General features: G+C 54.7%; 8 protein-coding genes. 1 reads left to right on the top strand and 7 read right to left on the bottom strand.

The window, feature by feature from the left end:
- Window positions 1–55: 55 nt before the first annotated feature.
- Window positions 56–871 (top strand): MBL fold metallo-hydrolase, encoded by an 816-nt coding sequence (locus tag J5A66_RS05760; RefSeq protein ID WP_211789723.1) that lies wholly within the window; start codon window positions 56–58, stop codon window positions 869–871.
- Here the strand turns inward: J5A66_RS05760 and J5A66_RS05755 are convergent.
- The 7 genes from J5A66_RS05755 to J5A66_RS05725 form a co-directional block, all read right to left on the bottom strand.
- Window positions 868–3,204, bottom strand: a complete 2,337-nt coding sequence (locus J5A66_RS05755; RefSeq protein WP_211789722.1) for a BamA/TamA family outer membrane protein — start codon at window positions 3,202–3,204, stop codon at window positions 868–870. The two genes, J5A66_RS05760 and J5A66_RS05755, sit on opposite strands and share 4 nt — an antisense overlap.
- A 133-nt stretch (window positions 3,205–3,337) precedes the next feature.
- Window positions 3,338–3,586 carry a hypothetical protein gene (locus J5A66_RS05750; protein WP_211789721.1) on the bottom strand — a complete coding sequence of 83 codons (249 nt, stop codon included), beginning with the start codon at window positions 3,584–3,586 and terminating at the stop codon, window positions 3,338–3,340.
- Window positions 3,550–4,425 carry a DUF4296 domain-containing protein gene (locus J5A66_RS05745; protein ID WP_211789720.1) on the bottom strand — a complete coding sequence of 292 codons (876 nt, stop codon included), beginning with the start codon at window positions 4,423–4,425 and terminating at the stop codon, window positions 3,550–3,552. The genes J5A66_RS05750 and J5A66_RS05745 overlap by 37 nt, the downstream gene beginning before the upstream one ends.
- Window positions 4,422–5,090, bottom strand: coding sequence for a lipoprotein signal peptidase (locus J5A66_RS05740; protein WP_211789719.1), 669 nt, complete (start codon window positions 5,088–5,090; stop codon window positions 4,422–4,424). Before J5A66_RS05740 ends, J5A66_RS05745 begins: the two co-directional genes overlap by 4 nt.
- A gap of 119 nt (window positions 5,091–5,209) precedes the next feature.
- Window positions 5,210–5,590 carry a TraR/DksA family transcriptional regulator gene (locus J5A66_RS05735; RefSeq protein WP_211789718.1) on the bottom strand — a complete coding sequence of 127 codons (381 nt, stop codon included), beginning with the start codon at window positions 5,588–5,590 and terminating at the stop codon, window positions 5,210–5,212.
- Between the two features lie 15 nt (window positions 5,591–5,605).
- Window positions 5,606–9,043: an isoleucine--tRNA ligase gene (gene ileS / locus J5A66_RS05730; protein ID WP_211789717.1), complete on the bottom strand. Its 3,438-nt coding sequence runs from the start codon at window positions 9,041–9,043 to the stop codon at window positions 5,606–5,608.
- Between the two features lie 604 nt (window positions 9,044–9,647).
- Window positions 9,648–14,249, bottom strand: coding sequence for a translocation/assembly module TamB domain-containing protein (locus tag J5A66_RS05725; protein ID WP_211789716.1), 4,602 nt, complete (start codon window positions 14,247–14,249; stop codon window positions 9,648–9,650).
- Between the last annotated feature and the right edge of the window lie 19 nt (window positions 14,250–14,268).

The following is a 14,268-nucleotide window of genomic DNA, read 5'->3' as shown; positions in this document are numbered from 1 at the left end:
TGGTCATATCGCCGGATTTACCTACTTTTGCGCATAAAACAAACACACTCCCCCTATGTTGAATTTCATCTCGTTCGGAAGCGGTAGTAGCGGCAACTGCTATTACTTGTTCACGAAAACCAACGGACTGCTCATCGATGCAGGCGTAGGCATCCGAACACTCAAAAAATATTTCCGGGAATACGATCTCTCCTTCTCCAACATCCAAAACGTGCTCATCACCCACGACCATGCCGACCATGTGAAGTCTGTCGGTCGCCTCAGTTGCGACTACGGCTTGAACATCTATGCCACGCACCGTGTGCATGTGGGCATCGAGAAAAACTACTGCGTGAGAGGCAAGGTGAGCCCCGATCGGCTCAAACTCGTCGAAAACGGCGTAAGTCTGCATCTGGGCGAGTTTGTCGTCACGCCCTTCCATATTCCGCACGACAGTATGGACAACGTGGGCTACAGAATCGAACACAACGGCGTGGTGTTCTGTCTGATGACCGATGTGGGAAGTGTGACCCAGGAGATGCGACCCTTTATTGCCGAGGCCCATTACTTAGTGATTGAAGCCAATCATGACGTGGAAATGCTCGCCAAGGGCCCCTATCCGCAGCATCTCAAGGAACGGATTCTCGGACCAACGGGCCATCTGAGTAACACTGATTGCGCCATGGCTCTGGTCGAAAATGCCTCTCCTCGGCTCCGCTACGTTTGGCTCTGCCACTTGAGCGAGGAAAACAATCATCCCGAACTGGCCCGCAAAACTATCGAACAGTTGTTGCGAGAACATGGCATCGTGGCCGGAAAGGACTTTGCACTGGAGGTTCTCAAACGCAAAAGCCCCACCGGCATCTACTGCCTTGAGAAAGACGATGTTTAGAAAGGATAACCGATGGCGAGGTTCAGACTTTGGCTGTCTTTGAAGTTCGTCATGTTGTAAAAGCCGCTTTTGTAGGGCACGTGCAAACCAATGCCCCAGTCTACACGCAGAACGAAGAAGTCGAGATCGTAACGCAGACCAATGCCCGTTCCCACGGCCAGTTCCTTGGCCAAATTCTTGAACCGAAACGTTGCTCCGGCTCGTGTATCGTTGCGATGCATAGCCCAGATATTGCCGGCATCGAGAAACACAGCTCCATACAAACTGCCGATGAGATGGGGCCGATATTCGAGATTGAAAAGCAGTTTGAGGTCGCCCGTTTGATCGAGATACGAGTTGGTGGTACTCGTGGGAGAGAAAGCTCCGGGGCCCACACTGCGCACGGTGAAGGCACGCACGCTATTGGCACCGCCCACGTAGAATTGCTCGCTGTAGGGGGCTGCCGAGGAATTGCCGTAACTCCAAATCGCACCCGCCGCGGCATGTGCCACGAAATGCGAACTCCGCCCCAGTTGCCATGTTTTTCGCCATTCGGTTTCTATCTTGAAAAACTGTGCAAAGGGATTCTTAAACATTTCCTTATCTTTTTGGTTCCACCGCCTTCCGGCTATCACGTAGCCTAAGGAGAGGAGGTTGGAGGCCTCGCTCACCGTTGTCTGCCACCAAATGGGATGATGCAGACTGGAACTGCTGGTGTAGATGTAGCTGTAGCGCATTTTGGGGATAAAGAGGTCGCGCATGGTCACCTTCAGATAGGGATTGGAGTTGAGGATGGAATCGAAGGCGGCGGTGTGGCTCGTCATGTAGTTGTATTGCAGCGTGAGCGGGGAGAATTGATGGAGGGATTTGTCGGAGGTTTGGAAGTTGTAGGTGAGTTCGCCCGAGACGATGTGGCGTTTGAAATAGTTGCCGCGATTGATGACGCTCGAGGAGAATTTGAGCAGTGTGGAGGGGGTATTGAAAAAGCGGTGATGGGCAAAAAGGGGCGACATGAGTCGGGGAAATTCCAACGAGGCCGACATGCCGTATTCGTAGGAGCTCACCTGCGAGGAGCGGCCGTTGGGCGAATGTCCCGTCTGCCATTCGTAGGAGCCGTTGACGTTGATGTCGAGCTTTTCGCCTCCGCGGAAGGCGTTGCGTTTGCCGAAACCCATGATGAGGGCCGGCCCCATTCGTCCGTTGGTTTTTCCGGTGTAGTTGGTTTCGACGTAGAAATCGTAGGGCTTGTCGAAGATGCAGCTGAGGGTGAGGTCGAGTGTATCGCAGGCGGCGGTGGTGTCGCGAGGGGTGAATTTGAAGTCGACCATGGAGAAGAGTCCCATATCCTGCAATTTGGTGGTAGACTGCTGTTCATCACGATAGCGATAGAGTCTTCCGGGGCGCAGCTGGAGATTGCGCAGGAGGACGCGCGGGCGGATGGGTGGCCGTTTGCCGTTGAAGTGAATCGTGAGTCGGTCGCGTTGGAGGGTGTCGCCGAGTTGCTGGGCGAATTGTCTGTAGAGTTCCAGATCGATTTTCCCCACATACCATCGCTGCTTGGCCAGGCGGGGCATGCTGGCGGTGGGAAGCATTTTGAGTTGCACGCGATGATCTGTCTGTAGCGTATCGGCCAGGTAGGAAGCATAGCCGGGCTGATAGTAGTAGTAGCCATTGTCGCGCAGGAGGTTGCTGATGCGGGTTCGTTCGCGGTCGAGCGCGGAGATGTCGAAGGCGGCTCCGCGACTCATTCTGGAGGATTTTCCCCGCGACTGAATCAGTCGGCTCATCCTGGGCGGGAAGTTGAGATAGGCCACGGAGTCGAGTGTGTAGAGCGGTCCGAGACTGACGGTATAGCCGATCTTTGCTTGTTTGGGATTTTTCTGCGTGAGCACTTCATACCGCACCCGTCCCTGGAAGTAGCCATGGTTTTTAAGCGTATTTTGTGCTACGGAGGCTCGCAGAGCCGGGTTCACCCAGCTCATCAATACGGGTTGCCGACCGAAGGTTTTCGTGATCCATTGGCTTATGCCCGACGTCGATCCCGAGAAGGCGTTCCATATCCAAAGCCGCACGGGGAAGGGCGTGCGATAGTAGCTGCTGCCCAGGAGTGCGCCGTTGGGCTCGCAGGCCAGAGCGGCTTCTACCTCTTCCTGCGTGGCGGTGGCTTGTGAGCAGGGGGCGTAGTTTTTGTATTTGATTTTGGTCAGTCCCGTATAAAGTTGGTCGCCCTCGGGGATGCTCCGCGTGGTGGAACAAGCTGCGGTCAGCACCGCTGCTACGAGGATGCAAAGGCCGAGACGAAAGACGGCTGTGCTCGTCGTTCTCTTTTTCTGATTTGTGTCGAATACATTCATTTCTTTTTTACGCTCATTCAAAATAGAAAACAATTGTGGGTCTCCAGGAAGAGTTTCCCCACGGTGGGAAACGGCCGCTGGCACCCAGGGAAGGATTCCCCGCCGCGGGGAATCATCTCCTCTAAGAAAAAACTCAATGATCGATGATCAGCTCTTCGTCTTGATAAGCCCTGGGAATTCCATCGGCAGAGAGGCGGATGACGATGGTTCCGCCCACCCATTCGGTGTGGGCTTGCTCGTAGGTGAGCGTGCTGCAGTGGATGACACGACCCTGTTCTACCGTCACTATACCGGGGGCGAAGAGGCGTTGGCTGGTCGTAGTGAGTTGGACGCCCGGCTCGACCTTCACCTGGTGGGCTGCCAACTTTCTGGAGCGGTGCATCTCTCGGGGTGTTGTTCGGCGTGAGCGGAATCGGTGCGGACAGAATCGGTCGGCACAACGCCCGTTCCGGGAATTTCGCGCTCCTGGCGCATCCGTATGAGCCGAATGTGGTAGATGGGTAGCAGACGAAGTGTGGTGATCGAACCGCCAAACGTACTCTCGTTGTTGAGCAGGAAATAGCCGCGCACGGCTTTGATGCCCATCCGGTCGGTATCGGCCACCTGCAAGGTGTAGTGCGAGGAGGTGGAGACGTGCAGCGTCTGCGAAACCACACTGTCGTTGCCCAACGTCAGGGCGAGCACCACCAGGGCGTCGCGCAATCCGTCTTGGAAGATGAACTGCGTGTCGAAGTCGAGCATCAGTCGGTCGCCCCGATGAAAGGCCGTGTCGGCTTTCAACTCGAAGGAGCAGAGGTTGTAGGGCAGCCGATTGGTAAGCACCAGGGAGCGTTCGGCGGTCCAGATATTGGCCGTGTCGCCCGTGGAAGAGAGGTGGGCATACTGCGTGGCTGTTCCGCCCAGAGCCACTTCTTCGGCTTCGAGACGCTTGGAGAGCCGCTCGTAGATGCCGCGCAGCAATTGAGTGTTGCTCATGTAATACACCATCGACGAGTCGAACGCGGCCTGCGTCACGCCGTGCTTCTGCAAGGCTGCCAGTCGGTAGGCATATTCCTGGTCGCCCCCGGGCATCATCGCGTTCGTAGACATCGCTCCGGCCAAGTGATAGTCGTAGAGAATCTCCTCCATCTCCTCGGGCTGGATATATCGGTCGGGCACGCTGGGTTTACAGGCTGCCAGGGTCAGCAAAACGCTTAAGAAAACAATGATAGCATGCTTCATTTTCCGTTGCTTTCCGTTGTCTTGTTTTTCCGAAAAGGCAGTCCGATGGAAAAGGTCTCCAATTCCTTTCGGCAGAAAAGAAAGAGGCAAACTACGCCGACGCTGATGCTCGCGTCGGCGAAGTTGAATACAGGACTGAAGAAGATGAATTCCTCGCCTCCCACCACTGGCATCCATTCGGGATAGGTCGTGACGATCATCGGGAAGTAGAACATGTCTACAACCTTGCCCATGAGAAATGGAGCGTAACCCTCGCCCAGCGATACGAGCGAGGAGACGGCGTAGGGTGTGGAGGCCTCGAAGAGGAGCCCGTAGAACATCGAGTCGAGCATGTTACCCGTTGCACCGGCCAGAATCATCGACAGGAATACGACATAACGCGTGCGCACGCCCTGCCGCACCATCCTGTAAATATATCTGCCGATGAGGACAATGGCCACCAGGCGCAGGAGGCTCAGGAGGAACTTGTTGATGAAGGTCAGTCCGTAAGCCATCCCATTGTTTTCCACAAAATCGATGTAGAACCAGTCGGTGATGTGAATGGCCTGCCCGAGTGACATCGTCGTTTTCACCTCCACCTTAATGATTTGGTCGATGACGAGGATGACGAGCACCAAAAGGATGGACAGGCGGCCATCGGTGAGAAATTCTTTTGCTTTTGCCATAGGAGCCATGTATGTGTTGAGTGATGATAATCTGAAGTGTTTGACGGCTATTGAACCGAATGTCTTGCCCTACAAACAAGGTTGCTTGGGCAAGACATTCCGGCTGAAAGAGTGCGACATCAGCGTTTACGGGCGTTTTTCGATTCGACGCTGAGTGTAGCGTGGGGCACGGCCAGGAGCCGTTGCTTGGGGATGAGCTCGCCCGTGATGCGGTCGATGCCGTAGGTCTTGTTCTCAATGCGCACGAGGGCAGCCTCCAGTCCCATAATGAACTTCTGCTGCCGACTGGCCAATTGTATGAGTTCTTCCTTGCTCTGAGTGGCACTTCCCTCCTCAAGCACTTTGTAGGTGGGCGAAGTGTCGTCCACGTCGTTGCCGTCGGCATTCATCAGTGTGCGCATCATCGAGGCGTAATCGCGGCGGGCCAGTTTGAGCTTTTCGTTGATCACCTCGCGGAACTCTTCCAGTTCCTCATCATTGTAACGTGTTTTGGTTGTCATCAATCAGATAGGGTTTTAGTGAGTGATTTTTTCTATTTGAATATTAAGTTGAAATTCTTCAAATTCGGTTGTCACGCCGTCGTTGGGTGCGATGTGAAGCTCGTCGGCCAGCACCTGACTTTGGATATAAGGGCCGAAGGTGGCGATGGCAGCATCGGTCTGTGCGTGGGGGGCGATGGTGACACGGATGCGGTCGGTGATTTCCAGTCCACCGTCTTTGCGGAGGTTTTGCACGCGGTTGATGATTTCGCGGGCCATACCTTCTTTCAAGAGTTCGTCGGTGAGTTCCACTTCGAGTGCTACGGTGAGGTTGCCTTCATTGGCCACGAGCCAACCGGGGATGTCTTCGCTGATGATGTCTACGTCGGCGGCTTCCACGACAACGTCATTTCCGTCTACAGTCATGGCGATGTGTCCCGCCTGCTCCAGCAAGGTGATGGCCTCTTGGTCGAGGGCTTCCATCTGGGCAGCGATGCCTTTCATGAGCTTACCGAACTTCTTGCCCATCGTACGGAAGTTGCATTTTACGCGTTTCACCAACATGCCCTGCCCTTCGACGAAGTTGAGTTCCTTGACGTTCACCTCGTTCAGAATGAGAGCCTTCACAGCCTCAATATGTGCCTTCTGCACCGCATCGACGGCGGGAATCATCATCTGTGCCAGAGGTTGGCGCACTTTGATGTTCACCTTACGACGCAGGGCCAGCACCATCGACGTGATTTTTTGCGCCATCTCCATGCGTGCTTCCAGTTCGCGGTCGATGCAACGCTCGTCGGCAATGGGGAATGCGGTCAAGTGCACCGAAGCGAATTGCTCGCGACCGGTAGTGCGGGTGAGGTCGGTGTAGAGTTGATCGGCATAGAACGGGGCAAACGGGGCTAGCAACTTGGCCACGGTTTCGAGGCAGGTGTAGAGCGTTTGATAAGCACTAAGCTTATCCTGACTCATTTCCTTTCCCCAGAAACGTTTGCGGTTCAGGCGCACGTACCAATTGCTCAGATCGTCGTTCACGAAGGCATCGAGCAGTCTTCCGGCGCGTGTGGGGTCGTAGTCTTCGAGTTCGCGGTCGACGCCTTTGACCAACGAGTGGAGTGAAGAAAGAATCCATCGGTCGATTTCGGGTCGTTCGTTTATCGGTATATCGGGCTCACTGTAGTCGAATCCGTCGACATTGGCGTAGAGTGCAAAGAAGGAGTAAGTGTTATAGAGTGTTCCGAAGAATTTGCGGCGCATTTCGTCCACACCTTCCGGATCGAACTTGAGGTTGTCCCACGGTTCCGAGTTGGTCATCATGTACATCCGCACGGGATCGGCACCATACTTCTCCATCATTTCGAACGGATTGGTAACGTTGCCCACGTGCTTACTCATCTTGTTGCCTTTGGCGTCGAGCACCAGTCCTGTGGAGATGACGTTCTTGAAGGCTACGCTGTCGAACACCATCGTGGCGATGGCGTGTAGGGTGAAGAACCAGCCGCGTGTTTGGTCTACGCCCTCGTTGATGAAGTCGGCGGGGAAAGCCAGGCGTTTGTCGATGAGGTCGGCGTTCTCGAAGGGATAGTGAATCTGTGCGTAGGGCATCGAACCTGAGTCGAACCATACGTCGATGAGGTCGGTCTCGCGCGTCATGGCTTTGCCCGATGCGCTCACCAACACGATGTCGTCTACATAGGGGCGGTGGAGGTCGATGCGATCGTAATTCTCCTGTGCATAATCGCCGGGTACGAATCCTTTTTCTTTCAGCGGATTGGTTGGCATGACGCCGGCAGCTACACTCTTTTCGATTTCGGCATAGAGTTCTTCCAGCGAACCGATGCAGATTTCCTCGCCCTCGTCGTTGCGCCAGATGGGCAGCGGTGTGCCCCAGAAGCGCGAGCGCGAGAGGTTCCAGTCGTTCAGGTTCTCGAGCCAGTTGCCGAACCGCCCTGTGCCGGTCGACTCGGGTTTCCAGTTAATCGTTTTATTGAGTTCGAACATTCGTTCTTTTTTCGCCGTTGAGCGAATGAACCAACTGTCGAGCGGATAATACAGCACGGGTTTGTCCGTACGCCAGCAGTGGGGATAACTGTGTACGTGCTTTTCTATTTTGAATGCCTTGTTTTCGGCTTTTAGATCGAGGCAGATGGTTACGTCGAGTGTTTCGTCGGCATCGGTCAGCGTGTCGTCGTAAGCATTTTTTACGTAGCGACCGGCATATTTGTTCCACTCTGGGAGGTGGACGTAACGAGCTACGAAATCGGCATCGAGATCTTCTGTAACGAAATATTTGCCTTGCAGGTCTACGACGGGGCGTTCTTGTCCTTTTTTGTCTATCAACACAATGGCGGGGACGCCGGCTTTGCGAGCCACCTGGGCATCATCGGCTCCGAAGTTGGGAGCGATGTGAACGATGCCTGTACCGTCTTCGGTGGTGACGTAGTCTCCGGGAATCACGCGGAAGGCACCTTCCTGCATCGGTGAGATGAGGGGCAACAGTTGGCGATAGGACATTCCGACGAGATCGTTTCCCATATAATGTGCCACGACGCGCCAGGGAATCACTTTGTCGCCTTTCTGATAGGTGGTGAGGTCGGCATCTCGTCCGGCTTCGTGAAAGTAGGCGTTGAGTCGGGCTTCGGCCAGCACCACGGTGATGGGCTCGGCGGTGTAGGGATTGTAGGTTTGCACGGCCACGTAGTCTATTTTCGGACCGACGCAGAGGGCCGAGTTGGCTGCCAGTGTCCAGGGTGTGGTGGTCCAAGCGATGAAGTAGGCCCTACCCCATTCTGCCATTTCGGGTTTGGGACTGAGCATTTCGAATTGTGCCGTCACCGTTGTATCTTTCACGTCGCGATAGCATCCGGGCTGATTGAGCTCGTGCGAACTCAATCCTGTGCCTGCTGCCGGCGAGTAGGGCTGAATGGTGTAGCCTTTGTAGAGCAGATCTTTTTTGTAGAGTTCTTTGAGCAGCCACCACAGCGTTTCGATGTATTTGTTGTCGTAGGTGATATAGGGATGATCGAGGTCGACGAAATAGCCCATCTGCTCGGTCAGTTCGCGCCATTCGGCCGTGAATTTCATCACGTTTTCGCGACATTTCTTGTTATAGTCGGCCACGGAGATATATTTGGCCGACTCTTGGTTGTCGATGTCGGCTTTTGTGATGCCGAGTTCTTTCTCCACGCCCAATTCTACGGGCAGACCGTGTGTGTCCCATCCTGCTTTGCGCTTGACCTGAAAGCCTTTCATCGTTTTATATCGATTAAAGGTGTCTTTGATGCTGCGTGCCAATACGTGATGGATACCGGGATGACCGTTGGCCGAGGGTGGTCCTTCGTAGAAAACGAACTGTGGACAGCCTTCGCGCTCGTCGATGGTTTGGTGGAAGATGTCGTTTTTCTCCCATTCGGCCAGCACTTCTTGGTTGGTCTGTGGGAGGTTGAGTGTTTTATGCTCGGCAAATTTCTTAGCCATGTTTTTATTCCTTTTTTATTTTTCAGGTGGCAAAGGTAAGAAAAAAAAGTAGAAACAGAGATAATAGACAATTGACAATTGTGCTACTGAGCGGCTCAGTAACGTCGCGGAGACAAAAATGATGAAATTGAGCGACTCAGTAACGTCGCGGAGACGAAAATGATGAAATTGAGCGGCTCAGTAACGCCGCGGAGACGAAAATGATGAAATTGAGCGGCTCAGTAACGTCGCGGAGACAAAAATGATGAAATTGAGCGGCTCAGTGACGCCGCGGAGACGAAAATGATGAAATTGAGCGGCTCAGTAACGCCACGGAGGCAAAAATGGTGCTACTGTACCCTACAGTAATGCCGCGGAGGCAAAAATGGCGCTACTGTACCCTACAAAATCGCCGCGGAGGCAAAAATGGCGCTACTGTAGCCTACAAAACCATCGCGGAGGCAAAAATGGTGCTACTGTAGCCTACAAAATCGCCATCAGAGGCAAAAATGGTGCTACTGTACCCTACAGTAAGGCCGCGGAGACGAAAATGGCGTTACTGTACCCTACAGTAACGCCAGTAGAAATCTCCCGTCTTCCTTCCCAAAACACAGAAAATGATCAATTATTTTTTGATCGAATCGGTGGGTGGGATGATGATTTCTTCGGGATTTTTGAGGCGGAAGATGTCGCGGAAGCGATACAGCTTGCGTCGCCAGATGAATCCCACGCCGTATTTGCCGATGTCGCCCTCAAGCCAGTCGTAGCTGTCGCGGTTGTAGAAGGCCTGGAGGTAGCGGGTGGAACCTTGGTTGAGGCGATATTCGAGCGAGACGTTGTTGAAGAACGTATTGTTGGTGCTGGGCACGTCTGCACCCGAGGACACCTTTCCGCCGAGGATGATGCGCACGCGATTGTTCCAAAGCCGTTTGGCGAATTTGAAAGAATAGTCGGTGTGCATGTTTCCGCTGGCGTCGGTCACGTTGTCGAGTCCGAAGCTCAGGTCGAGCGTTCGCAGGGCGTTGCCGGTGATGTTGTTGATCTGACTTTGGAGGAAGGCACTCAGGGCGTTGTTCATCGAGAATCCGCTGGTGTTTCCGTCGGCCAGATACATGCCGGTGGTGAGCATGGTGACGGCCAGTTTTCCGCGTTCGTCGATACCCATGGTGTTGAGCTGGTTGCTGATGGTCATATCTTGCGGGGCGTCGATGGTGAATTGGAGCCCCATGTTTTTGAGGGTTTTGGTAACGACGACGCCGCATTCGAAGTCGACGATACGCCCATCGCGCCCGTTGGTCGAGACGGAGGCCTTGGTGGTTTCGGTGGCCGTGATGTTGAGCCGCGGGTTCATCGGGTTGCCGGTGAACTCGATATAGCTGCCGTCTTTGATGGTGAAGGTTTTCAGGGGGATGACGGGTAGCGAGTATTTCATTTCACCGTTGTTGAGGGTATATCGCCCGGTGAGCAGCAGATTGTCTACGGCGTTGTAGCGCATGAGCAGATCGCCGCCGCCCATGAGGTCGATGTAGTTGGACTTGTCGGCGTTGAGCGCACAGAGGATGTGGGCATTGGCGTCGATGCTGAGGCCCAGGTCCATGTTGAATCCGGTGAGCGGCGGACGATCGACGGTTTCGGCCTCGTGGTCGGAGAAGTCGACGAAGGAAACGAGCTCTTCGAGCTGATTGTCGGTCGAGAGGGGCGAGTCGCGCAGAACGTAGGTCATGTCGGTGGCATCGAGCACGTCGAGCTTGCCCCGCAGTTGCAGACTGCTCACTTCGCCCCGCATGGCTCCGAAGAAGTTGACAAACACTTTCCCGTATACCTCGGAGCGGTAGTTCTCCCGGGCGTTGATGATTTCGTAGTTCGTGGCGCGCATCCTTACGTCCATCATCATGCGCGAGGGATCGGAGAAGTTGAACGAGCCCGAGACGTTGAGCGGACTGTCGTTGTAGGCATATACCTCGAAGTTCTCGAATAGCAGATGACTGTTGACGATGCGCACGGGGTCGTTGGCAAATCGTAGGGATACGCCGTAGGGCTCGCTGAACATGTAGGTGGAATCGAGATATACTTCGCCGTTCACCTGCGGGCGGGCCAGCGTTCCTTTGATGGCCACTTCGCCCTCGGCATAACCTTTGAAGCCAAGGAGGTGGCGGGGAATGAATCCGTTGACAAGCGACATCGGTAGTCGGTCCATAGCCAGGGTGGCATCGATCGTTCCTCCCTTTCGCGAGTTGTATACGCCCGAGAGTCGGCCCACTTCCACTTGATCTTTCATGAGCACGCCGTCGATGTAATGCCCGCCGTCGGCCTTGGGCATGTAGACGAATTCGGTGCTGATGTTGCCCATGGCACTACGCTGGTAGGCCAGGTCGGAGATCGAGACGGCCGAGGAGACAGAAACTTCGTCGTGAGTTTGGATGATGTGGAAGTCGCCGTTGAGCGTTCCCGACACCTCGGGCGTGTAGGGCAGCACGGAGAAGAGCCGCTCGAGATTCAAATGATTAAGCGAGAGCGTGAGGTCTTGCAGTGCCTCGGTGTTGTCGTTGTTGGTGAGAAGTTGAATGCCGGTTCCGTCGTCGGCCCGCAGACGGAGGTCGGCCCGCAGGCGGCGGTCGTTGCCCAGGAAGACGTAGTTGCTGTCGTTTGCCGCAAACCGCTTGTATCCCAGGATGGGCTGACTGCCCAAGATGCTGAGCCGTATACCACGATCTTCCATCGTGGCGCGTAGACCCAGAGAAATGCCCAATCGGTTGTTGGCATCATAGATGTTGGTTCGCAGATAGGTTCCGCTTTCCTCGAGGGCTCCGTCCAAGAGAGCATTGAAGACGTATTGGGGATTTTTCTTGTTGTTTCGCACCTGCGCGGCGTAGGCAATCTTGGCATTGTCTGAATACACTCGTAGCCGAATGGTATCGAGCTGAATGCTGTCGGCCAGCAACGAATGGAGAGCCACGTTTCCGTTCAGTCCTGCCACGGGCGATGATTTCAGGTCGACGAGCGCATCGCCCACCTGGAAACCATATTTCCGCAGCACACGCATGAAAATATTTTCCCGTCCGCACTTCAGATAGACGGCCGCCAGTGGTAGTCGTTGCCGCAGTCTGCTCTCGTCGAGGTGCTTGGTGAGGAGTTGGTGGCGGAGTTCTCGCCATAGTCTGACACCTTTATTATATATATAGGCATAGCCCCCCTGACTGTTGACGCGGAGTTCGAAGTCGCCGCAGGTCATAGCAGCGTGCGTCGTGTCGCGACGGGTGAATAGGTTGGCATTGATGGCTCCGAGACGATAGGTTTTGCTTGAGTCGAGGAGCGTGATGTCGTTCATCCTACCTTGCAGCTTGTAAAAGTCTTTATCGTTGCTCTCTACATCTAAGTTGACGTGGAAAGCCATTCTAACATCTTGATCAAGCAGGCGGAGGCGGAAGAGATCGAGTCGGTCGAATCCTCCGTTCACGTGTGCTTTTAGTTGTCGGCCGTCAGTCTGTCCTGTGAGCGAGATAGAGCCTTGGAGCAACGGATTCGAGCTCTTGAGCAAGGCCTCGAGCTGTCCGTTTCTTACGTGAGCACGGGCGGTGATGTGGTCAAGGTCATAGCCGCCGAATCGGAACCGGTCGATCCGTGTACGAGCCTCTAATCGAGTGTGAGGTGAAAGGAAGTCTGTGCCTGCACCGCGAGCTTCCACTTCGCCGGTGAAAGGATGCAAGCCCATTCCCGGTAGAAAGTGTTGCACCTCCCAGCGATGTGCCCGGATGCGGGCCGAATAGACGAGAGGGTTCGTCCGAAAAGCGGCTGAGGCTTGCAAGAGACCTCGACTGTGACGTAGGGCGAGCCGGGCGGAATAAGTCTCGCCGAGCATTTTCAGCTGAGCCTTGGCGGAGATGTTCTGCGGGATGCGCAGGCGTTTTTGCAGTTCGTGCGGGAGCAACATGGCAGCAAAACCCAGGTTGTAGGTTTGAGCCTGGAGGGAGAGTTCTGCGCGTCGGTGTTTCGTTTCAGTGGGATGCTCGATGAATCCTTGGGCATGGAGCTTCACGGCGGTGGGCCATCTGAGATGGAGCCCGGCGATGGAGATGCGTTGTAGATTTCCGCAAGCCACAGCATCGATGGCGAGGGGAGCGTTGGGCAGCGATCGGCGGAATCCCTGAGCTTGGGAGCCAAGGAGTCGAATGAGGTCTTGCTTCCCAAGCGATCCGTGTAGTGTGAGGTTTAGTCTACCGGGATTTGTCTTGTCAAAGGTATTGAGATCCATGTCGAACCGTGCCGTTAGACGGGATTCAGGGGTGCGGACCTCAAGACGGGATAGATGAAGGCGGGTGGAATCGAGGGTCACGTCTGCACCGAGCTGAGTGATGTGCAGTCCGTGAGGCTCGCGGAAGGCGCAGACGCGAACTTGTAGGTTGAGTCGGGACTGGGCGAAGGCGAAGGAGTCGATACCAAGAAGTAGATCGTTGAGTTGGAGATGATTCCCGTCCCATCTTCTTGTGCGTGGTTCGAGAGGACGGTCATAGGCAAGATGTCCACCCTGCCAGTCGAGGCGGTGTAGACGGTAGCTGTTTTGGTGCAGGTCGAAGACTCCTTGAAAGGCTGTGAGTCGTTCCATCCGAGCCTGAAGACGGAGACTGTCGCCGGCGGTATGAAGTGTGGCTGTGGAACGATTGATTTGCAGTTGGTCGACCTTGATTTTCCACATTACTTCGCTCTTTGAAGTGTCAGGTGGAACTGTGTCTGAGAGTTCCACGGCGATGTTGGCTCCCGAGAGCCGAGCTAAGTTCACACGCAGGGTTTTGCTTTTGAGATCGATACCGCGGGCGCGCACTAAGAGTTCGTCCACCCGTCCGCTCACCCGTGCCTCGTGAACAAGATGAGATGTGTTGAGATGAATGTGGTGCAGGCGGAGTTCGTCCACTTCCACCCGCCCGTTTATCAGGGGTAACAGTTGCACGTCGGCTACGATGTTACTCACTCGGGCCACCGTGTCAGGGCGTTGCGGCAGCGAGTCGTTGGGTAGAACGGCTAGCACGCCTTTTAACCTTAAGTGGATTGGGAAACTGAGTCCGACGTGCTCAACGCTCACTTGCATCCCCGTCTTCTCCGAGGCATAAATTGCTGCCTTCCGCACTGCCCAATTCTGAATGGGAGGGAGATAGAGCAAAACGATAAGTATCACCAGCAGCGTGAAGGGAATGGTGAGGGCAAGCAGGGCCCGGCGGATATATTTTTTCATCAACATAGATTTGCAAACG

Source organism: Prevotella sp. oral taxon 475 (genome assembly GCF_018127805.1).
Classification (GTDB): domain Bacteria; phylum Bacteroidota; class Bacteroidia; order Bacteroidales; family Bacteroidaceae; genus Prevotella.
This window is presented reverse-complemented; position numbering and strand designations above follow the sequence as displayed.

Excerpts from the sequence above, each read along its gene's own strand:
- J5A66_RS05740 (WP_211789719.1), bottom strand. The coding sequence starts at position 5,090 with ATGGCAAAAGCAAAAGAATTTCTCACCGATGGCCGCCTGTCCATCCTT.
- J5A66_RS05735 (WP_211789718.1), bottom strand. The coding sequence starts at position 5,590 with ATGACAACCAAAACACGTTACAATGATGAGGAACTGGAAGAGTTCCGC.
- ileS (WP_211789717.1), bottom strand. The coding sequence starts at position 9,043 with ATGGCTAAGAAATTTGCCGAGCATAAAACACTCAACCTCCCACAGACC.
- J5A66_RS05745 (WP_211789720.1), bottom strand. The coding sequence starts at position 4,425 with ATGAAGCATGCTATCATTGTTTTCTTAAGCGTTTTGCTGACCCTGGCA.
- J5A66_RS05750 (WP_211789721.1), bottom strand. The coding sequence starts at position 3,586 with ATGCACCGCTCCAGAAAGTTGGCAGCCCACCAGGTGAAGGTCGAGCCG.
- J5A66_RS05725 (WP_211789716.1), bottom strand. The coding sequence starts at position 14,249 with ATGAAAAAATATATCCGCCGGGCCCTGCTTGCCCTCACCATTCCCTTC.
- J5A66_RS05755 (WP_211789722.1), bottom strand. The coding sequence starts at position 3,204 with ATGAATGTATTCGACACAAATCAGAAAAAGAGAACGACGAGCACAGCC.
- J5A66_RS05760 (WP_211789723.1), top strand. The coding sequence starts at position 56 with ATGTTGAATTTCATCTCGTTCGGAAGCGGTAGTAGCGGCAACTGCTAT.